This window comes from Solibacillus sp. FSL W8-0372 (assembly GCF_037969735.1).
Lineage (GTDB): Bacteria > Bacillota > Bacilli > Bacillales_A > Planococcaceae > Solibacillus > Solibacillus faecavium.
On sequence record NZ_CP150204.1, the window covers coordinates 142,987 to 162,544 of the forward strand.

General features: G+C 38.7%; 20 protein-coding genes. 16 read left to right on the plus strand and 4 right to left on the minus strand.

Going from position 1 to position 19,558, the window contains the following annotated elements:
* Position 1: 1 nt before the first annotated feature.
* From MKY13_RS00710 to MKY13_RS00765, 12 genes are all read left to right on the plus strand, one after another.
* A complete protein-coding gene (locus tag MKY13_RS00710) occupies positions 2-340 on the plus strand; it encodes a Na(+)/H(+) antiporter subunit C (RefSeq protein WP_191701668.1) in 339 nt (112 codons plus the stop codon).
* Entirely contained in the window at positions 333-1,817 is a 1,485-nt protein-coding gene (locus tag MKY13_RS00715) for a Na+/H+ antiporter subunit D (protein ID WP_191701667.1), read from the plus strand. The genes MKY13_RS00710 and MKY13_RS00715 overlap by 8 nt, the downstream gene beginning before the upstream one ends.
* Before the next feature lie 14 nt (positions 1,818-1,831).
* Positions 1,832-2,314 (plus strand): Na+/H+ antiporter subunit E, encoded by a 483-nt coding sequence (locus tag MKY13_RS00720; RefSeq protein WP_191701666.1) that lies wholly within the window; start codon positions 1,832-1,834, stop codon positions 2,312-2,314.
* Entirely contained in the window at positions 2,311-2,595 is a 285-nt protein-coding gene (locus tag MKY13_RS00725; protein ID WP_191701665.1) for a Na(+)/H(+) antiporter subunit F1, read from the plus strand. The genes MKY13_RS00720 and MKY13_RS00725 overlap by 4 nt, the downstream gene beginning before the upstream one ends.
* Complete coding sequence (locus tag MKY13_RS00730; protein WP_191701664.1) at positions 2,573-2,977, plus strand: Na+/H+ antiporter subunit G; 405 nt, start codon at positions 2,573-2,575, stop codon at positions 2,975-2,977. The genes MKY13_RS00725 and MKY13_RS00730 overlap by 23 nt, the downstream gene beginning before the upstream one ends.
* 366 nt (positions 2,978-3,343) lie before the next feature.
* The gene (locus MKY13_RS00735; protein ID WP_191701663.1) at positions 3,344-3,715 is read left to right on the plus strand and encodes a GntR family transcriptional regulator; all 372 of its coding nucleotides are present in this window, start codon (positions 3,344-3,346) and stop codon (positions 3,713-3,715) included.
* A 4-nt stretch (positions 3,716-3,719) separates the two neighbouring features.
* Entirely contained in the window at positions 3,720-4,610 is an 891-nt protein-coding gene (locus tag MKY13_RS00740; protein ID WP_191701662.1) for an ABC transporter ATP-binding protein, read from the plus strand.
* Positions 4,576-5,292, plus strand: a complete 717-nt coding sequence (locus tag MKY13_RS00745) for a silver transporter (RefSeq protein ID WP_191701661.1) — start codon at positions 4,576-4,578, stop codon at positions 5,290-5,292. Before MKY13_RS00740 ends, MKY13_RS00745 begins: the two co-directional genes overlap by 35 nt.
* 17 nt (positions 5,293-5,309) lie before the next feature.
* Positions 5,310-5,960 carry a DUF3292 domain-containing protein gene (locus tag MKY13_RS00750; RefSeq protein ID WP_225231389.1) on the plus strand — a complete coding sequence of 217 codons (651 nt, stop codon included), beginning with the start codon at positions 5,310-5,312 and terminating at the stop codon, positions 5,958-5,960.
* Between the two features lie 40 nt (positions 5,961-6,000).
* Entirely contained in the window at positions 6,001-6,813 is an 813-nt protein-coding gene (locus MKY13_RS00755; RefSeq protein WP_191701694.1) for a metallophosphoesterase, read from the plus strand.
* Between the two features lie 162 nt (positions 6,814-6,975).
* Positions 6,976-8,973: a methyl-accepting chemotaxis protein gene (locus MKY13_RS00760; protein ID WP_191701659.1), complete on the plus strand. Its 1,998-nt coding sequence runs from the start codon at positions 6,976-6,978 to the stop codon at positions 8,971-8,973.
* A gap of 235 nt (positions 8,974-9,208) precedes the next feature.
* Positions 9,209-9,565 (plus strand): rhodanese-like domain-containing protein, encoded by a 357-nt coding sequence (locus MKY13_RS00765; RefSeq protein ID WP_191701658.1) that lies wholly within the window; start codon positions 9,209-9,211, stop codon positions 9,563-9,565.
* Positions 9,566-9,619: 54 nt separating this feature from the next.
* On the opposite strand, the gene MKY13_RS00770 is transcribed toward MKY13_RS00765, so the two are convergent.
* On the minus strand, positions 9,620-10,795 hold the full coding sequence (locus MKY13_RS00770) for a DHHA1 domain-containing protein (RefSeq protein WP_191701657.1): 1,176 nt from the start codon (positions 10,793-10,795) through the stop codon (positions 9,620-9,622).
* Between the two features lie 132 nt (positions 10,796-10,927).
* Between MKY13_RS00770 and MKY13_RS00775 the strand changes: the two genes are divergently transcribed.
* Positions 10,928-11,236, plus strand: coding sequence for a DUF6509 family protein (locus MKY13_RS00775; protein ID WP_191701656.1), 309 nt, complete (start codon positions 10,928-10,930; stop codon positions 11,234-11,236).
* Between the two features lie 87 nt (positions 11,237-11,323).
* Here the strand turns inward: MKY13_RS00775 and MKY13_RS00780 are convergent, their stop codons facing one another.
* From MKY13_RS00780 to MKY13_RS00790, 3 genes are all read right to left on the minus strand, one after another.
* Positions 11,324-12,925, minus strand: a complete 1,602-nt coding sequence (locus MKY13_RS00780; protein ID WP_191701655.1) for a gamma-glutamyltransferase family protein — start codon at positions 12,923-12,925, stop codon at positions 11,324-11,326.
* A 170-nt stretch (positions 12,926-13,095) separates the two neighbouring features.
* On the minus strand, positions 13,096-14,031 hold the full coding sequence (locus MKY13_RS00785; protein WP_191701654.1) for a Gfo/Idh/MocA family oxidoreductase: 936 nt from the start codon (positions 14,029-14,031) through the stop codon (positions 13,096-13,098).
* Between the two features lie 119 nt (positions 14,032-14,150).
* On the minus strand, positions 14,151-14,483 hold the full coding sequence (locus tag MKY13_RS00790; RefSeq protein ID WP_191701653.1) for a sigma factor: 333 nt from the start codon (positions 14,481-14,483) through the stop codon (positions 14,151-14,153).
* A 173-nt stretch (positions 14,484-14,656) separates the two neighbouring features.
* Here MKY13_RS00790 and MKY13_RS00795 point away from each other — a divergent pair, with 173 nt between their 5' ends.
* The 3 genes from MKY13_RS00795 (at position 14,657) to MKY13_RS00805 (ending at position 19,480) form a co-directional block, all read left to right on the plus strand.
* On the plus strand, positions 14,657-15,988 hold the full coding sequence (locus tag MKY13_RS00795) for an FAD-dependent oxidoreductase (RefSeq protein ID WP_339214713.1): 1,332 nt from the start codon (positions 14,657-14,659) through the stop codon (positions 15,986-15,988).
* 450 nt (positions 15,989-16,438) lie between these two features.
* Entirely contained in the window at positions 16,439-16,681 is a 243-nt protein-coding gene (locus MKY13_RS00800; protein ID WP_191701651.1) for a spore protein Tlp, read from the plus strand.
* A gap of 207 nt (positions 16,682-16,888) precedes the next feature.
* A complete protein-coding gene (locus tag MKY13_RS00805) occupies positions 16,889-19,480 on the plus strand; it encodes a cation-translocating P-type ATPase (protein WP_191701650.1) in 2,592 nt (863 codons plus the stop codon).
* The last annotated feature ends 78 nt before the right edge of the window (positions 19,481-19,558 follow it).

Below are 19,558 nucleotides of genomic sequence, written 5' to 3' on the forward strand. Positions count from 1 at the left end.
TATGGAATCATTAATGATTGTACTTGTCGGCATTCTAGTCGCAGTCGCTACTTACTTAATCCTCTCTCGTAGTGTAATACGCGTCATTGTCGGCACAGCCATTCTTTCACATGCCGTTCATTTATTATTATTGACGGTTGGTGGCTTGAAGAAGGGGAGTGTTCCGCTTTTAGGACAGGCGGCAGCTCCGTTTACTGATGCTTTGCCACAGGCTTTGATTTTAACAGCGATTGTAATTAGTTTTGCGGTTACGGCATTTTTACTAGTACTGGCTTACCGGATGTACTTAATGAATGGAACCGATGATCTAGAGGAGCTTGGAGGGTCATCTGATGAATAATATAATTGTTTTACCTTTAATTGTGCCGATTATTACGGCAACACTATTAGTATTTTTAAATAATAATATTAAGCTCCAACGAATTGTAAGTTTGGTTACGATGGTCTTTGTAGCGTGCATCTCTGTCGTCTTATTACAGCTTATCCAAAATGAAGGAATACTTCGTTTAGACTTCAGTGGATGGATGCCGCCATTTGGTATTTTGTTTGTAGCCGATTCCTTTTCGGTACTGCTCGTATTAGCAGCAAGTATCGTAACGGCAATTTGTTTAATTTATGCATTTTCAACAATAGGTGAGCGTCATGAGAAAATGTACTTTTACCCTTTTGTATTGTTTTTGATTGCAGGGGTGAATGGTTCCTTTTTGACAGGTGATATATTCAATCTATTTGTTTGTTTTGAAGTGATGCTTCTTGCTTCATATGTACTGATTGCTTTAGGCGGAGGTAAGATTCAGCTCCGGGAGTCAATCAAGTATGTATTAATCAATGTTGTGGCATCGTGGATGTTCCTAGTTGCACTAGCATACTTGTACGGAACATTAAAGACGCTTAATATGGCGCATATTGCACAGCGTGTGGCAGAGGCAGGGCAAGATCCATTGCTGACGGTCGTGTCACTTACTTTCTTAGTTGTATTTGGATTAAAGGCTGGTTTATTATTGTTCTTCTGGCTGCCAGGCTCCTACAGTGTTCCACCTACAGCTGTGCAGGCATTATTTGCTGCATTATTAACTAAGGTCGGCATGTATGCATTGTTCCGTACATTTATGCTCATGTTCCCGTTGCAACCCGAAATTACTCATACAATCATTGGGGTAATGGCAGGGATAACGATTATTGCAGGATGTATGGGCGCATTAGCGGGACGAGACGTTCGAACGATTGCTACGTACAATGTTATTATTAGTGTTGGTTTTATATTAGTTGCTCTTGCAATTGGCACAGAATCAGCTATGGCAGGTGCGGTTTATTATTTAGTTCACGACATTCTTGGAAAGGCATTTCTGTTTTTACTCATTGGTACAATGGTACTTGTAACGGGTGAGATTGTCGTGAAAAATATGAATGGATTAATCCGAATTTATCCATTGTTCGGGTGGCTGTTCTTTATTATGATGTGTGCACTTGTCGGTATCCCGCCGTTGAGTGGTTTTATTGGAAAAGTGCTGATTGGTCAAGGCGCAGTTGAAACGGAATCATATGTTTTACTGGCGTTGGCATTTGGCTCAAGTATTATCGTTATGTATTCGTTACTACGTATTTTCCTAGCTTCGTTTTTTGGGGAAACATCGATTAATGAGGAAGACAAAATGCCGATTCCACGAAGTGTAATGGCTTCATTTGTACTATTGGCCATCTTCATTATTGGGTTAGGCGTTGGTGCAGAAGGTTTGGCAGTTTATGTGAATGATGCAGCTTACACATTATCGAACCCTTCTGTGTACATCGATGCAATTTTAAATACGAATAAGTAAAGGAGGGTGAGCACATGTTAGGTCAATTTATTATTAATTTATTTATTGCAACGCTTTGGTTTTTATTGAAAGATGATCCAACGGCCGATTTTACGACATTCATGTCAGGCTTTTTAGTCGGAACATTGATTTTATATGCCATGCATCGATTCTTTGGAACACAATTTTATTTACGCCGTGTGTTAAAAATTATCAAGCTCATCCTTTTATTTATTCGAGAGCTGCTTTCATCAAGTATTTCTGTATTAAAACACGTGTTGGACCCGCAACTGAAAATTACACCGGGTATTTTCACTTATGAAACAAAATTGAGAGGCGACTACCAAGTCACGACATTAGCGCTGTTATTAACGTTAACACCGGGATCTGTTGTGATGGAAGTATCAGAAGATAACAGTACGTTTTATATTCATGCGATGGATATAGAGGAATCGAAAGAAACGGTAATTCGTTCAATCGGCAAGTTTGAACGTGCCATTTTGGAGGTGACACAATGATCGATCTGATTTTAAAAACGGCACTTGTTTTATTTATGCTAGCAATCGCGCTTTCCCTTTATCGTGTTATAAAAGGACCGTCACTACCTGACCGCGCAATTGCACTCGATACCATTGGTGTTAATTTGATTTCCGCAATTGCGATTGTCTCTATCGTATTAAATACAAAGGCGTTTTTAGAGGCGATTCTAATTTTAGGTATTTTAGCATTTATCGGAACAATTGCATTCTCGAAATATATCGAAAGAGGTGTCATTGTTGAACGTAAATCAGCTGATTGAGTTAATGGCTGCACTTCTAATTTTAGTAGGCGCCATCGTGAGCGTGATTAGTGCATTTGGTATGATTCGATTGCCGGACGTATATACACGCTCGCATGCTGCCACGAAAAGTGCGACACTTTCTGTACTACTTTGCTTATTTGGTGGGTTTGTGTATTTTTGGATTCATGATGGCTATGTAAGTATTCGCTTAATTTTAGGGATTATTTTCGTATTTATCACAGCACCGGTAGCCGGGCATTTAGTATGTCGAGCAGCGTATCGTTCACGCGTACCGCTAGCAGAAGGTTCTGGAGATGATGCCTTAAATGAAATTTTATTTGGCGAAGAAAATATCCAAGTAAAAGAAGAAGTAGAGGCTACTTTAAAGGAAATTAAATAATATCAATTAAAGCATTTTAGAAGTAGGCGAATGGCACTTCTAAAATGCTTTTTTTGCCTAAATTTTTTAGTTATCCACAATCTATAAAAATTGATACTTATTATAGTAAAAAATTATATAAAAATGGCATTTCCATAAAGAAATAGAGGATATTTTATGAGCTCTAACTAAGGGTTTGTGGATAAGTTTTGGTCTACCTGTTGAAAAATCGTGATTAAAATGTGTATAACTCAATCGAAAGTGGATAACTTTGTGGATAAATAGTATATGTGGATAATATTTCTCGTTTTATTGACAAAAAAGCTAAGTTTATATATAGTACATTACAACACTAATGTACTGGATAACAATGAAAGGAGGATTTTCTTGAATTTCAATGGTCAAAATACAGCACCTATTTATATTCAGATTGCAGAATGGATTGAAAATGAAATATTAGCTGATCGGTTGCTTCCGGATGGAAAAGTGTATTCCCAATATCAGCTGGCAGAAATTTTTAACATTAATCCAGCAACAGCAGGGAAGGGCTTAACGATTCTAGTTGAAAAAGAGATTTTATATAAAAAGAGAGGACTAGGGATGTTCGTTGTAACGGATGCAAAACATCGGATTTTAACAACACGGCGCAGTGAAACACTGACAAAAATGGCCAAGGAAATTGTACAGGAATCAAAACGTTTAGGCGTGCTGGATGAAGATTTGATTAAACTAATTAAGCATATTCAACAGGAGGGGTGAGGACATGATTACCTTTGAGAAGTTAGAAAAGCATTATGGGAAGAGAGCGATTTTAACCGATGTTTCTTTTCAAATTGATGAGCCCAAAATAATTGGTCTTATCGGGCGGAATGGTGTAGGAAAATCAACATTATTAAAGATAATAGCCGGTCATGCAAAAGCTTCTAATGGAAACATAGAAGTATTCGGTAAAAAGCCTTTTCAAAACTTAACGGTTGCAGCAAATACAATTTTTATAGAGGATGGAATGACATTTCCAGCTGTTTTAACTTTAAGGGAAATTTTTAAATCAGCAGAAAAGTTCTACATAAATTTTGCAACGGACCTAGCATTTGAGCTATTGAAATTTAGTAATATCTCTGAAAAAAATTACCATTACCAATTATCCAAAGGTCAGAAGGCGACCTTCAATCTCATTTACGGAATTGCCAGCCGCAGTGCGATCACTTTACTAGATGAGCCAATGAATGGGATGGATGAAACGATTCGGGATGATATGTACAGAGTAATATTAAAGGATTTTTTAGCGTATCCGCGTGTCATCATGATTTCAAGCCATTACTTAAATGAGATGGAGCATTTAATTGAAGAAATTATACTGCTTCATGAAGGGAAAGTAGCATTATTTGCACCGGTAGTGGAAGTGCAGGAGTTGGCGGTAAAGCTTGTTGGACAAAAGGAAAATGTGGAGCCTGCTTTAAAAAAGTATGAGGTACTTGCTACATATGAAAATGGTCCGATTTTTGAAGCGATTGTAGGAAAGAATGATTGGCCATTACCAGATCACGTCCGGATGCAAAGTTTATCCGCAAGTGATGTATGCAAAGTATTAACAGCAACGGAAGGAGGAGGATCCATTGATGACATCTATCGTAACAGTGAGTCCCGCGCGTAATATTTATGAGCAGGTGAAGTGGAAGTGTAAGGCATATAGTTCAATGTTTAGTACGGTGCTGATTGTATATATTTTACTGACACTACTATCAGGTGGTGGAAGAAGTGGAACTTTAGGTATGGGACGCGAATTCGTTAATTATAAGGAACAATATTATACATTGGATTCCCTCTTTATGTTTACTGTCATCATGATGCTTATATTTGGTTGGATGCTTGCATCAAAGTCCATTTCACGAGATAACTTTTCGATTGTCACGACAAACTATACAGAAGCTATTTCATCTGCATTGTTCCTAGTTGTGTTATGTATTTTTACATTGGTTGCTGCAATCAGTACATTATGGATTTCGATATTGGTCGACATTTTACGGACGGGTGATTTATTTATATTCCATAGCATGGAATATGCATTGCTAACATTTATTAGTTTTACGGTTTGCTCGTTACTGGCAGCATCCATCGGCTACTTTATCCATGCTGTGTTTGATTTTTCGAAAATTGTGTTTGCGATTTTATGTGCAGGGGTGTTTCTCCTAATTCGCCAGTATTCGATTGAACTTTGGGGTATTCTTTTTGGGGGGAGCGCGCTGCAAATTATTGGCCGTAGCGCAATTTATATTATTTTATTGTGGCTGTTCATTGTATTGATGCGCCAACGTAGAGAGGTGACGCGCACATGAGTATCGCTTTTGTTTTTTTGTATTTATTAATTATAGGGGTAACGATAGCAGGTTTTTTCATAACAAAAATCCGTATATGGAAACCAAAGCGGACATTGGTGTTTTCCGCTGTCTATTTTGGTTGTGGACTTCTAGCCTTTGTCTATTTAATGTTTATGTCAGGCGATATCGCTAAAGCGCCTTCCAAGGAGTTTTTACAAGAGCAGCGTATTGGTAATGAACAACTTTCAAGCGATTTAAAGTTACGAAAATATGAAAGTTTAAAAGAAGAGCATTTAAAGTTTACTAAGACATTTGAAGCAACGGTAGAGAACATTGAAATTCTCCGCAATGAAAACAGCTATTACTTACCTGTATATATATCGTGGGCAGAAACGAATGAAAATGAAATAACCGTATCCTATTATGAAACACCGCTTTATTTAAATGGTGTGTATATTACACCATTTGTTGAAGAGCCTCGAATTGAATGGAATGAAAATAAGCTATATATTCTAGAAGCAGATACAGAGGTAAAAATGAAATCGGTAAACTTTTCTTCACAATTGTTAAATGTTGGTTTTCATTCCCGATTTGATAATCCGCTCCATGATTTAATTGGTCAACGTATTTTACACTTGAATGTTCCGAAACAGTTCAATATTATTGATAAAGATGGGCGGTATTAACGACTGCTTAAAACTCACAATGAATTGAGCGAATTATGTGTTGAAAAAGATCTTGAAATTAATCATTTTTATAGTAGTAGTCTATATATTTTTATATATTAATAATAATTGGCTTGTAACGACAGAGCATATCCATGAGTCTGACAAAATTCCTGCGAGCTTTGATGGTTTTCGAATTGCGCAGGTGACCGATTTACATGATGCAACGTTTGGGGAAAATCAGTCACGCTTAGTAGAAAAAGTACGGGCTACCAATCCGGATGTTATTTTCATTACAGGTGATATCGTTGATAGCAGACGCTATGATCTGGAAAATAGCTTGCAGGCTGTGCGTCAATTTACCGAAATTGCGGATGTTTATTATGTAATCGGTAATCATGAGGTTGCGCTGAATTTAATGGATGAAATTTATGCAGCACTAATAGAGATCGGTGTCCATGTATTGCCAAATGATGCGGTGTTGTTAGAGCGCAATGGGGAACAGATTGTCATAGCTGGTATTGAGGACCCGCTGATGGGACAGAATGTAGGGCGATCAATTGATCAGGCCATGCAAAGTATTGATAAGGATTTGTTTACTGTTTTGTTATCGCATCGACCAGAACAGTTTGATGCCTATGTGAAAGCAAATATTGATCTAGTCATGACGGGCCATGCTCATGGGGGGCAAATTCGAGTGCCTTTTATTGGGGGACTTGTTGCACCTTCGCAAGGCATAATGCCGAAATATTCAGCGGGGATATTTGAAGAACAACAAACGAAGATGATTGTAAATAGAGGGCTAGGTAATAGTCTGTTTCCTTATCGAATCTTTAATCTACCTGAAGTTTATGTCATTCAATTAAAAAAATAGCCGAAAACGTCACGAAGATGTGACGTTTTTTTGTTGTTCCCAATATTTTGTTTACATACCATTACCAGTTTTATATTATGTGTTAGGTAATTAATAATAGGTAATTTATAGCATAAAATTCATTGTGATTACTAGATTTCTATAATTTATGGAGGGTATTGGATGAAAAATAGAGGGATTGGGGCAAAGTTAACTTTATCCATCGTAATATTACTTACTTTAACTTGCGCCGTTTTAGGTGTATCGAGCTATTATAATAGTTATAATTCATTGGAAATACAAATTCGGGATAATTTACAGTCAAAGGCCGGCGATGTATCACATTATATTGAGGAATTTTTTAAACGTACACATACTGAAATACAAGGAATCGCGGAGCATTCTGCCATTCAAAGTATGGATTTTACAGAACAAGCAGCATATTTGAACAAGCGTCTAGCAGAAAGTGAAGATTATTTAGGCTTTGGAATCGTCGATGCAAATGGGGTTGCCCGTTATTTGGATAATACAACAGCCGATTTAGCGGATCGCGCATACATTCAAACTGCACTTGAAGGAAATACGGCAATGTCTGATACGATTATAAGCCGTGTAACAAATGAGCCGGTAATTATGATTGCGACACCTATTGAAACCGTAACAGGGGAAAAGGCATTGTTACTCGCACGTATGGATGGTTATTTCTTATCATCGGTATTGGAAGATATCGTTGTGGGAAAAACGGGGTATGCCTATTTAATAAATGAAGAGGGTACCATTCAGGCGCATCCGAACCATGAATATGTAAAGGAACAAGTTAACTTTTTAACTAAGGCAAAAGAATCGGACAAAATGACTGGAGAGGCTCTTGCTGTTGAGGAACTTATCTCAAACGAAGAAGGATTCTTTGAATATAAGGACACTAATGGCGATAATCACTTCCTCGGCTATCATACTTTAGATAATGGCTGGTCTATCGGAATTATGGCAAAGGAAAATGAGATGTTCGTTAGTTTAATGAAAATGAGGATTACTTTAACGATTTCTACATTTAGTGTGCTATTTATTGGGTTAATTATTGCCTTCTTCCTATCCAACAGTATTAGTCGTCCAATTCGTGAAGTAGTAAAAGTAAGCGAATTTATAGGGCAGGGGGATTTCACCCATAAGCCACATGAGCGTCTTCAAAAACGTCATGATGAGCTCGGGGTGCTCTCTCGTTCGTTGACTAAAGTTGTGGAAAATATGCATATGATGATTACTAAAGTGCAAACAAACTCTGCAAATGTAAGTGAAGCCTCCTGTGAGTTAATGGGAGATGTTATGAAAGTGACCGACAATGCGAAAATTATCTCACAATCAATAGAAGAGGTAGAGCGGGGATCTGATAGTCAGGCGAAAGTAACGGAAGAAAGTGCGGAGACGATGGGGCAGATGGCAATGGGTATTCAGGAAGTAGCCGAAGTAGCCAGTACTGTTTCTGAGCATACGGACTTTATAGAAAAGAAAGTCCGCGATGGTCATGAGGCAGTTCGCCATTCGATTGCAAAAATGAATGCAATACAATCTGGGACTGAAATTGAATTGGAAGTCATCCATAAGCTAAAGCAAGAGTCGCAGGAAATCGGGCTAATTTCAAAAATGATTACCGATATTTCATCTCAGACAAACTTACTGGCATTAAATGCATCGATTGAGGCTGCCCGTGCTGGGGAGGCTGGACACGGTTTTGCAGTAGTGGCAGGGGAAGTACGCAAATTATCTGAGCAAACGGCTGATTCAGCAGCGAAAATTAATGTCCTGATTCAGAAAGTACAACAATATACTGTGGAAGCCGTTCAAGCAGCAGAATCAGGAGAGGAAAATGTTGCGCAAGGTTTACAATCTATAAGCCAATTAGACGAACGCTTCAGCGAAATTGTAGAAGCAGTTTCCAGAATTGCAGTTGAAATTGAAGGGCTGAGTGGTTCTGCTCAAGAAATGAGCGCCAATACAGAAGAAGTATCGGCATCAATGGAAGAAATGTCAGCTTCGGTTACATCAGCAGCAACGTATGTAAGGGATGTTGCGCATTCAGCATCCGGTCAGTTAGAAATAGTAGATGCAATGGCTAATCAAGCCGTAAAGCTGTCTGAAATGGCAAAAGACTTACAGGTCACAATTAAACAGTTTAAACTATAATGTAAACGGCGGTGCAATGGGTTTTTGTTGCGCTGCTGTTTTTGTTTGAGAGGGAGCGAAATGCGGAAGGGGGCATGGGCGCGTATCTAATAAATGTGGTTGTGTTTCTAAAAAAACAGAAAAAGTTCTAATAAATTATTACAAAATCTTTGCTCCCCCTAAAAAAACGCAAATTGTTCGTCAGCGCAGCAACAGTATCGTAAAATAGAGAAAACAAGTTGTAGGGGTATGCAAAATGGAAGGTATTATTACTTTATTGACAATGGTGGGAATTGTCGTGATGGTTGTGCGTTTTATGCCGAAAAAAGGTGTGAAATATATTACGACAAAAGATTTGCAGCCATTACTGGAAGATAAACAGTATGTATTTGTGGATGTTCGAACGGAGAAGGAATATAAAGAGGCACATATTCCTCAATTTATAAATCGCCCTGTTGGCACGTATTTAGGTGATCTGCCGAAAGATCGGTCAATTGTCGTCATTTGTCAAAGTGGGGTACGAAGTAACAAGGCTTGTAAGGAACTTGTAAAGCTAGGCTATACTGATGTCACGAATGTCCGTCGTGGTATGAATGGGCTGCGAGCAGGCTAAATAAAAATGGGAGAAGAGATAAGGGAAATACCCTTTATCTGCTTCTCCCATTTTTTATTGGATTGCCTTTTTCATGGCATCTAGCAGTGCCTGTGCGGAAATGATTTTCTCGCCACCACCTTGGACAAGTGCATCGTTGCCGCCGCCTTTACCGTTCATAAGTGGTAAAACGGCTGCGGAAATTTCTTTCATTGATTGCGTTTGTTGACTGCCACGTGCTGCGACAAACTGAAGCTTGTCCTCATTGTTGGCAACGAGAAGAGCAATTGCATCTTCATTTTGCTGAGTAATGAAACGGGCTAATTTTTGTAAGCTTTGGATAGAGCGGTTTTCAAACATTGCTGCCGCGATTTTTTCTTTCGCCAAAGCCTGTGCTTCAAATTCAAGCAGTGCATCTTGTGCCTCTGCCAAGCTTTTTTCAGTGCTTTTTGCCGTTTTTACAAATTTTCTTAATGCTTCAGATGCATCTTCTTCTGGTGCGCTTAATTGACGAGCAACATCACTTAATACGTTTTTACGCATAGCGAGCTGCTGTAATACACGATTGCCGCAAACAAAATGTACACGAATTTGCTGTTTCATTTTCTCAGTAGCTAAAATTTTTAGCAAACCAACCTGACCTGTAGAAGTAGGATGGGTACCACCACACCCGTTGTAATCATAGTCAGGAATAATGACTAAACGTATATCTTCATCGACTTTTACAACTTTTCGCAAGTTATACTGAGCTAACTCGTCTTTTGTCACCCATTTAGTTTCAATTGGCCGATTTTCCAAAATAATTTCATTTGCCCGCTTTTCCGCGGCGGCTAGCTGATCATCTGATATTTCACTCACATTTAAGTCGATTGTGACAAGTTCAGTTCCTAGGTGGAAGCTCACAGTAGCAAAATCAAATAATTCTACAAAAGCAGCTGTTAAAATATGCTGTCCCGCATGTTGTTGCATATGGTCGAATCGGCGTCCCCAATTTAATTTCCCTTTAATTTCCCCGGAAATATTCGACAAATTTCCCACAGTATAATGACGGATTTCATCATCCACTTTCTCGACATCGATAATTTCCAGGTCATTAATCCAGCCCGTATCATGGGGTTGTCCACCCCCTGTTGGGTAAAATGCCGTATTGTTTAAGACAATAAAATTACGTGTTTCTTCACTACCTGTTTTTACAATTTCCGCAGTAAATTCTTTTATCATTGCGTCTTCATAATAAAATAACTCTTTCAAAATCCATCACTCCTTAATTTCTAGTTTGTCATATGAAAACGTTGCTGTCACGGTAAAATAATCGTTGTTATTTGACGCGCGGGAAATTTCGTTTATGATGAGAAAGAAGGATTTTCCGGGAGGAGTACAAATATGAATATTACACAGTTTTCAGTAGAGGAAATTTTAGATCCAACAAATATTATTGAAGGTAAGCGATATGAGTTTTTATTAGATGTAGAAGTAGATGAGGAAGACGAGCTATATTCTGCAGCAGGTTTAGAAATCCGTGTCATCGTTGGTGTAATCGAAGAAAATGTACGCATTGTAAACTACTTTATTATGGATAAAGCAAATAATGAGTTTTTGGATTTTGCATTGGAAGAAGATGAGGAAGCAGAAATTTTGGGCTTTTGTAAAGAAGAATTATTTGCTGATTCAACAGAAGTAGAAGAGCAATAAAAATAAAAAAAGCACCTCGTCATTGAACTTTACGCCACCAACTGTTGGGAGTCGTTCGAAATGAGGTGCTTTTTTATTATTTACATTTTACCAAGCGGCAATTGCCCCATCTGTACGCGGCTCTGTTCCACCATACAGCACGCCTGTTTTTTGATCACGCCAAATAATTTGCCCGCGTCCGAAACTGCCACCGTCCACTGCCACATGAATGTCATGGCCTTTACGTTGTAACGCCTGAACTAAATAATTAGGGAAATGCGGCTCGACTTCAATTCGTTTTTCACCCATCCATTGCCAACGTGGCATATCAAGAGCTGCCTGCGGATTGAGTGCAAAGTCTACGGTAGATGTAATCACCTGGAAATGTCCCTGTGGCTGCATATAGCCTCCCATTACACCAAACGGACCAACAGCCTGATTATCCTTCGTTAGGAATCCAGGAATAATTGTATGGTAGGTACGTTTACCAGGTTTTAAGAAGTTAGGGTGGTTTTCATCAAGTGAGAAGTCATAACCACGGTTTTGCAGTGATATACCTGTTTCCGGAATGACAATACCGGAGCCGAAGCCCATATAGTTACTCTGAATATAAGACACCATATTGCCGTCCGCATCGGCAGTCGCTAAATACACCGTTCCACCCTTCGGAATGTCAAATGGCTTAGGATCCATTGCTGTATCCATAATTTCTGCAAAACGAGATTCTCCGTAGTTTTTTGATAATAATGTTTCTACATCGACCGGCATTTCACTGCTTTCTGTAACAAATGCTTTCCCATCTGTATAGGCTAGTTTCATTGCTTCGATTTGATTATGTAATGTCTCAGCATCTTGCCATTTCGGCTCTGAATGTTGATAAATGTTTAGTGCCATTTGGGCAACAATACCTTGACCGTTCGGAGGAATTTCCCACACGTCATAGCCTTTATAATGTACCTTAATTGGATTTACCCATTCAGGTTCATAGCTTGCTAAGTCTTCCTTAGAAATAAAACCATTATGTTTTTTCATAAAGGCATCGATTTGATCGGCAATATCACCTTTATAAAATGCCTCGCCATTTGTTTTTGCGATTTTGCGTAATGTATCTCCATGGCCGGGTGAATGCCACACTTCACCGATTTCTGGCATGCGTCCATCAATCGAAAATGTATCAAACCAGTGTTGGAACTCTTCGGTTGTAAGTGAATTTTTATATTTTTTATACGCAGATTGCCAATATTGTCCGAGTGTTGCTGAAATCGGGTAGCCTTCTTCCGCATAGGAAATAGCAGGTGCCAATACTTCGCTTAATGGTAGCTTTCCAAAACGCTTTGATAAGGAAGCCCATGCCGCAGGAGCACCAGGAACAGTAACAGGAATGACCCCATGCATCGGAATTTTATCATGTCCCCGTTCAGCTAATGCCTCTTTCGAAATGGTCTTAGCAGAAGGTCCAGAAGCATTTAATCCGTAAAGTTCATCCTTCATCCATACGAGTGCAAAGGCATCACCACCAATACCATTTGATGTTGGTTCCACGACGGTTAAGGCTGCTGCTGTAGCAATGGCAGCATCAACTGCATTTCCGCCTTTTTTCAAAATATCCAAACCTGCCTGTGCTGCTAATGGCTGAGATGTTGCGACCATTCCACGATTCGCGATAACAGTGTTACGCTTACTCGGAAATGGGTAATGTAAAAAGTCCATAAAAATTCCCCCTTAACAAATAGTAATCTAAAAAATGAATATTATGACTATTTTAGTATAGAAGGGGGTTATTTACAAATAAATATTTCAGAATCCGAAATAAATTCCCCTAAAAAAAGCTGTTTGGCATGCTGTAGCATTGTCCAAACAGCTCAAAATACAAAGGATTTTTATTTCAATAGTTCATCAATCCAGCGCTGTACTTTTAAGCCTTCCTCGAATGGGACGATGAACGCTTCTTCACCTAAAAGGACTTTTCTACAAGCATCCAGCATGGATTCAGGGGCTGTATTCGCAGGGACTTCCACTTCCGATTCGTAAGCTTTACTCGTATATACTTGTGACCAGTTACGTAATGTGACAACTTTTTCTGAACCGAAAATTTTATAATCAATACGCTCTTCCTGACCGATGCCGGCAAGTCCGTTTATTACAACAGGTATGCCGCTTGTTGTTTTGGCTAAAGCAGATACACCTGTTTCACATAGCTCCGTGTTTTCCGGATAGGTTGTTTCATGGGCGAGAATGTTGAGATCCCCGAATAAGTGGTGTGTCAGCTGTAAATAATGCGGGAAAATCTCACGGATAAAGCCGCCTTGCTCACGTGAGGCAATCCAAGGATTTTGTTGCCATTTACGCGGCCATTCCGGGAAGTATGTATGTAGTTCAATGCGTGTAATATCCCCCATACCAGATGTAAGCTCTTTTTTAAGCTGATGTACGGCTGCTCCATACATTAATGGGAAGTGCATCGCTGTTTTCACCTTTACATCATTGGCAACACGTACCATTGTTTCTCCATCTGCAGCATCATGGGCAAGTGGTTTTTCCGATAAAATATGCAGTCCATGCTTCGCAATTTCCTCAGCAAGAGTCGCATGGCTGACAGGGGGCGTCCCGATGTAAACCCAGTCAGGCTTTAAATTCAGTAAATCCTGTAAATCATTTGTTGTCGGTACATTATATTTTTCTGCCAACTGCGCTGTACGCTCCTCATTCGTATCGAATATAGCAGCAATTTCGTAGTGTTCGTTTTGTAATGCCTGGTTAATAATGCGCTCACCGACAACACCAGTGCCGATAATGCCAATTGTTGTTTTTGTCATTCAGTTCGTGCTCCTTTTAAAAGTTTAGAGTTTTCTGATAGTTAGTGTAGCATATTTTGAGATTATGATAATAAAAAGAAAAGCACAAAAACATGTTCAGCATGCTTTTGCGCCTACAATTAATATTTATCTACTACAACACCAAGCGAAGAAGCCTTTATGAAAGGTAAATTCTGCAATTGCTTTAAGCTCTCGGCAGTACCTGTTACAACGATGCCGTTTGAGACGGACCTTTTATTTTTGTTATATAACGTGTAATACCGATGCAATGCCACTTTAAAAAGCCATGCGCGCAAATTTTTTGCTTGAATTTGCGATAAGCATTCAATTGTTTTCATAATGGTTTCTTGTGTGACGTCTTCTGCATCTTCCTTTGTAGCCCCGATTTTTAATAAATATTTGAAAACAATTTGTGCTTCTTCAAGCAAATAGTTTTCCCATGACTTGTCCATAGTTCACCAACTTCCGGATATCCATATGTTGAAAATAAGAAGCTTTAATCGTGTGAAATAAAACGAAATATGCTTTACTTATTGTAAGTTAACTTACTTATATAACTAATTAAATTCGTAAAAGTATACAAAATAAAAAAATGAATTTTATAAACAAGCAAGGAGTGACTATGATGAAAGTTGTAATTATCGGTGGGGACGCTGCTGGGATGAGTGCGGCTATGGAAATTGTCCGTAATAATAAATCCGCACATATCGTTGTTTTGGAAAAAGGAGATATTTATTCGTACGGGCAATGTGGGTTGCCTTATGTAATTAACGGAAAGGTACCTAATACTGAAGAACTCATTGCGCGCGATGTCGAGGAATTCCGTTCTAAATACGATATTGATGCGAGAATCTTTCATGAAGTGACGGCAATTGATACGAAATTACAAAAGGTGAGCGGACATGATGTAAATAGTAAGGAGCCATTTGAATTTGCATACGATAAACTGCTGATTGCAACAGGTGCTGCGCCGACAATGCCACGACTGGAAAATGCCAATTTAAAAGGAATTCATATGATTAAGACAATTCCCCAAATGAATAAGTTGATGGAACAATTACCGAATGTGAAGCATGTTACAGTCGTTGGCGGCGGCTATATAGGACTGGAAATTGTCGAAACGGTTCGTGAGCGCGGTCTGGATGTGCGTCTGATTCATCAAGGGAGTCAGCTCATGTCGATTTTAGATCCGGAACTTTCGAAAATCATTTATGAAGAGGCGATTTCAAAAGGGGTGGATGTTTTACTGAATGAAGAGACAATAGGTTTTGAGGGCGAACAAGTTGTCGAAGCAATTCGTACAAAAACGGGGACATACCCTACTGAATTAGTTATCGTAGCGACTGGTGTAAGGCCAAACACACAATTTGCGACAGGGTTTGCAAAGCTTGAAAATGGGGCGCTCATCGTTAATGAAAAAATGGAGACATCCATTGCGAATGTGTATGCAGCAGGGGATTGTGCATCACATTATAACAGACTGAAGCAGCAGGATGATTACTTGCCTCTTGGTACGACGGCGAATAAACAAGGGCGGATCGCTGGTTTGAATATTGCCGGTTTTAATCAAAAGTTCAATGGGATTGTAGGAACTTCCATTTTGAAGTTTTTTGATCTACAAATAGGAATGACGGGATTAACTAATGATGCTGCGGATAAGTCTAATGCGTTGATAGAGGCATATGTAATGGAAGTGAACGACATTGCCAGCTATTATCCTCATCCAAGTAAGATGAAGCTACGCATGTTAGTCGAACAACAAAGTCGCAAGCTTGTTGGATTGCAAATTGTCGGGAAACACGGTGTCGATAAACGAATTGATGTGTTTGCTACAGCGCTTTACAATGAAATGACCTTTGAAGAATTATTGGACCTGGACTTAGCTTATGCTCCACCATTTAGTGGCGTATGGGATGCGCTCATGCAGGTACCGAAGCGGTATGGGAAAAAGGATTAAAAAACGTCTCAAGCTCCAGCTATTATTGGGAAATAGCTGGAGCTTGCTTTGTGTTTAAAAGAGGTGTTAGTCAAATTCTGTTCAAATAAATTATCAATAGATAAACGTTCGACCATGCTGGCAGCTATGTTTGATCTGCAAGGTGGAATCATGGAGAAGGCTATCTACTTTTCTTTGAACTTATACATACTATAGCGCAAGTTTATGGAGAAAATGTCATTTTAATAAAGTTGTAAAAAATATGTAAAATAGCCAGTTGCTTATGAAAACCCTTAGTAGCAAGTGTTCATAAGGGTTTTTTTATATATTTTTATTATTTTATATTGTTTTTATAACAATAATGTGACATGTGTGACGAACGTATATACGAATTTAATTGAAAAAATCACTTTGCATAAAAAAATCAAAGAAAAACAAACTAACTTTAATGAGGAATAAGGAGGAAAAAGCATGAAAAATGATAGACATGATGTATTTAATAAAAAGTCCAAAAATGCGTTAAGTTTAGGGAAGATGATTGAAAATACGAAGGAAAATATCGAAGAGGCGGAAATTAGTAAAGAATTCGCATTTCCTGAAGAACTGGAAAATTTAGAGGAAAAAAATGCGCGACGTAAAACGGCCATTGCACAATTGGAAGAACAAATAAGAGAAAAAAAAGCCTTTCAAGCTAGAAAAAATTATTATAAATAATGCTTCAGTCAAAACGTTAATCTTAATGGGATTAACGTTTTTTTATTTAGTAAAAAGGCAGAATTTCAACTTTATGAATTTTTTATTGTGAGATATACATTTTAACAATAAAACTCTCATACAGTGTTCTTGTGAGAGTGCTCATATTTTCCATGCAATAACCAAATAAAGTGGTTATCTATACTTAAAACTTGAAGGGAGGTTCTCATGAATTTATCTGACTATTACCGTAACACCGTACAGGAAGTTATGAAGAAGCTGGACGTAACACCATATGGACTGACAGATTATGAAGTACGTTCTCGGCATAAAAAATATGGCTATAATGAACTGAAAGAAGGTAAACAAAAGAATATCTTTCAAGTTATGCTAGAGCAGTTTCAGGATTTTTTAGTCATTATCTTAATTGCTGCTGCCATTATTTCTATGTTTCTTGGTGATGTAGATAGCTCTATTGTTATTCTAATCGTACTTGTTTTAAATGCCGTACTGGGAACTGTTCAGCATGTAAGAGCGGAAAAATCGCTAAATAGTCTAAAGGAAATGGCTGCACCCGTTTCTAAAGTCATCCGTGAGGGAGCAGTTATTGAAATACCGTCAAGAGATGTTATTGTCGGTGACCTGCTTGTTTTGGAAGCAGGCGATTATATTAGTGCTGACGGTAGAGTAATTGAAAGCTATAGTTTGCAAATAAACGAAAGTTCGTTAACCGGTGAATCATTAGCGATTGATAAAATAGCGAACACCATCCACGAAAAGGAACTTGCTATAGGCGATAAAAGGAACATGGTTTTCTCCGGGAGCTTTGTAACGAATGGTCGTGGAAAAGCGGTCGTTACTTCTATAGGAATGAATACCGAGATCGGTAAAATTGCCACTCTTTTGGACAATGCACAGGAGAAAAAAACGCCATTACAAGTGAGCTTGGATCGTTTTGGGAAACGTCTTGCACTCGGCATTATCATTATTTGTTTAATTATATTTGGGCTTGATATTATTCGAGGGCGTGAGTTAATTGACTCCTTTATGTTCGCCGTTTCGTTGGCGGTTGCAGCAATTCCGGAAGCACTTAGTTCGATTGTGACAATCGTTTTAGCAGTGGGGACTACAAATATGGCGAAGGAAAATGCCATTATTCGTAAGCTGCATGCAGTAGAAAGTTTGGGGAGTGTATCAATTATCTGTTCAGATAAGACAGGGACACTTACGCAAAATAAAATGACGGTTCAAGAGGTTTATACAGGCGATCAAGTTCTGCCTTTTAATGAGCTAAAGCTAGCTAATGAAAACCATAAAAAACTGCTCGAATTGGCCATACTCTGCAATAATTCCGTTGTAATGAAGGATAAGGAAATCGGGGATCCAACGGAATTGGCACTCGTAAAATTTGGACGTGAATATGACTTAAATGAACATATTGTACGTGGCCTTCATCAACGTGTTGGTGAATTACCTTTTGATTCGACTCGTAAGGTAATGAGCACAGTTCACCGCATGGGAAATCGTTCCGTTATGATTACAAAAGGGGCGGTAGATGTACTGCTGCCGCGTGTTAGCCGCATTCATTCAAGTCATGGCGGGTCCAACATAACGACGCAGCAAGTAGAAAAGATAAATTACGTAAATGAAACCTTCTCAAATGCCGGGCTAAGGGTAATGGCGATTACGTATAAAGATGTATATTCTCCTACCTTAACGGAAAAAGAGGAGCATAACTTAACATTTGTTGGATTAATCGCAATGATGGATCCACCACGCGAAGAATCGGCACAAGCAGTGGCGGATTGTATTAAAGCAGGCATCAAACCGGTCATGATTACAGGTGATCATAAAATTACGGCAATGGCGATCGCAAAGAAACTCGGCATTTTAAAAAATCCGAGTGAAGCGATTGAAGGAAAAGAAATCGAAAAGCTTTCAGATAGAGAATTGAAGGCAAAGGTAGAAAAAATCTCAGTTTATGCACGTGTCTCCCCGGAACATAAAATACGGATTGTGAAAGCATGGCAAGACAAAGGACATGTAGTCGCCATGACGGGAGATGGTGTAAATGATGCCCCAGCGCTAAAACAGGCCGAAATTGGTGTAGCGATGGGTACAGGGACTGAAGTGGCAAAGGATGCTTCTTCGATGATTTTAACCGATGATAACTTTTTGACGATCGTCAAATCGATTTCGAATGGTCGAAGTATTTACGCCAATATTAGTAACGCTATTAAATTCCTGTTATCCGGAAACGCTGGTGCAATTATTGTCGTTTTATATGCAACGCTTTTTGCATTGCCTGCACCGTTTCTACCGATTCATCTATTATTTATAAATTTATTAACGGATAGTTTGCCGGCAATTGCGATTGGGCTAGAGCCACATAATAAAAAGCTTATGAAAGAAAAGCCCCGTAACATCAAGGAGCCGTTGCTAAATAAGAAGTTTGTTTCCCAAGTAGGATTTGAGGGAGCAATTATTGCGGCGGTTACAATCATCGCCTTCCAAATAGGATTGTCGACAGGTGATACTGCAGTAGCCACAACGATGGCATTTGCGACATTATGTTTATCAAGACTGGTACATGGCTTTAATTGCCGTTCGGATGAATCCATTTTTAAACTGGGAATCTTCTCGAATTTAGCTGTATGGATTGCATTTTTATTAGGATTTTCCATACTGAACTTTGTGCTGCTCTCTGGATTATTTGAAGTAGCGCGCTTGAATAACTTCCAGTATTTAATTATTTATGGTTTATCATTAGTTCCACTAATTATAATTCAGCTTCATAAACTATTTTTCAGAGCGAGTTAAAGAGAGCTGCTTGAATATAAAGCGCATGCATGAACTTAATTGCATGCGTTTTTCGATTAAATACTACGTGAGATGGCA

Excerpts from the sequence above, each read along its gene's own strand:
- MKY13_RS00795 (WP_339214713.1), top strand. The coding sequence starts at position 14,657 with ATGAAAGTTGTAATTATCGGTGGGGACGCTGCTGGGATGAGTGCGGCT.
- MKY13_RS00715 (WP_191701667.1), top strand. The coding sequence starts at position 333 with ATGAATAATATAATTGTTTTACCTTTAATTGTGCCGATTATTACGGCA.
- MKY13_RS00765 (WP_191701658.1), top strand. The coding sequence starts at position 9,209 with ATGGAAGGTATTATTACTTTATTGACAATGGTGGGAATTGTCGTGATG.
- MKY13_RS00790 (WP_191701653.1), bottom strand. The coding sequence starts at position 14,483 with ATGGACAAGTCATGGGAAAACTATTTGCTTGAAGAAGCACAAATTGTT.
- MKY13_RS00800 (WP_191701651.1), top strand. The coding sequence starts at position 16,439 with ATGAAAAATGATAGACATGATGTATTTAATAAAAAGTCCAAAAATGCG.
- MKY13_RS00740 (WP_191701662.1), top strand. The coding sequence starts at position 3,720 with ATGATTACCTTTGAGAAGTTAGAAAAGCATTATGGGAAGAGAGCGATT.
- MKY13_RS00780 (WP_191701655.1), bottom strand. The coding sequence starts at position 12,925 with ATGGACTTTTTACATTACCCATTTCCGAGTAAGCGTAACACTGTTATC.
- MKY13_RS00710 (WP_191701668.1), top strand. The coding sequence starts at position 2 with ATGGAATCATTAATGATTGTACTTGTCGGCATTCTAGTCGCAGTCGCT.
- MKY13_RS00760 (WP_191701659.1), top strand. The coding sequence starts at position 6,976 with ATGAAAAATAGAGGGATTGGGGCAAAGTTAACTTTATCCATCGTAATA.
- MKY13_RS00805 (WP_191701650.1), top strand. The coding sequence starts at position 16,889 with ATGAATTTATCTGACTATTACCGTAACACCGTACAGGAAGTTATGAAG.
- MKY13_RS00720 (WP_191701666.1), top strand. The coding sequence starts at position 1,832 with ATGTTAGGTCAATTTATTATTAATTTATTTATTGCAACGCTTTGGTTT.
- MKY13_RS00775 (WP_191701656.1), top strand. The coding sequence starts at position 10,928 with ATGAATATTACACAGTTTTCAGTAGAGGAAATTTTAGATCCAACAAAT.
- MKY13_RS00745 (WP_191701661.1), top strand. The coding sequence starts at position 4,576 with ATGACATCTATCGTAACAGTGAGTCCCGCGCGTAATATTTATGAGCAG.
- MKY13_RS00785 (WP_191701654.1), bottom strand. The coding sequence starts at position 14,031 with ATGACAAAAACAACAATTGGCATTATCGGCACTGGTGTTGTCGGTGAG.
- MKY13_RS00725 (WP_191701665.1), top strand. The coding sequence starts at position 2,311 with ATGATCGATCTGATTTTAAAAACGGCACTTGTTTTATTTATGCTAGCA.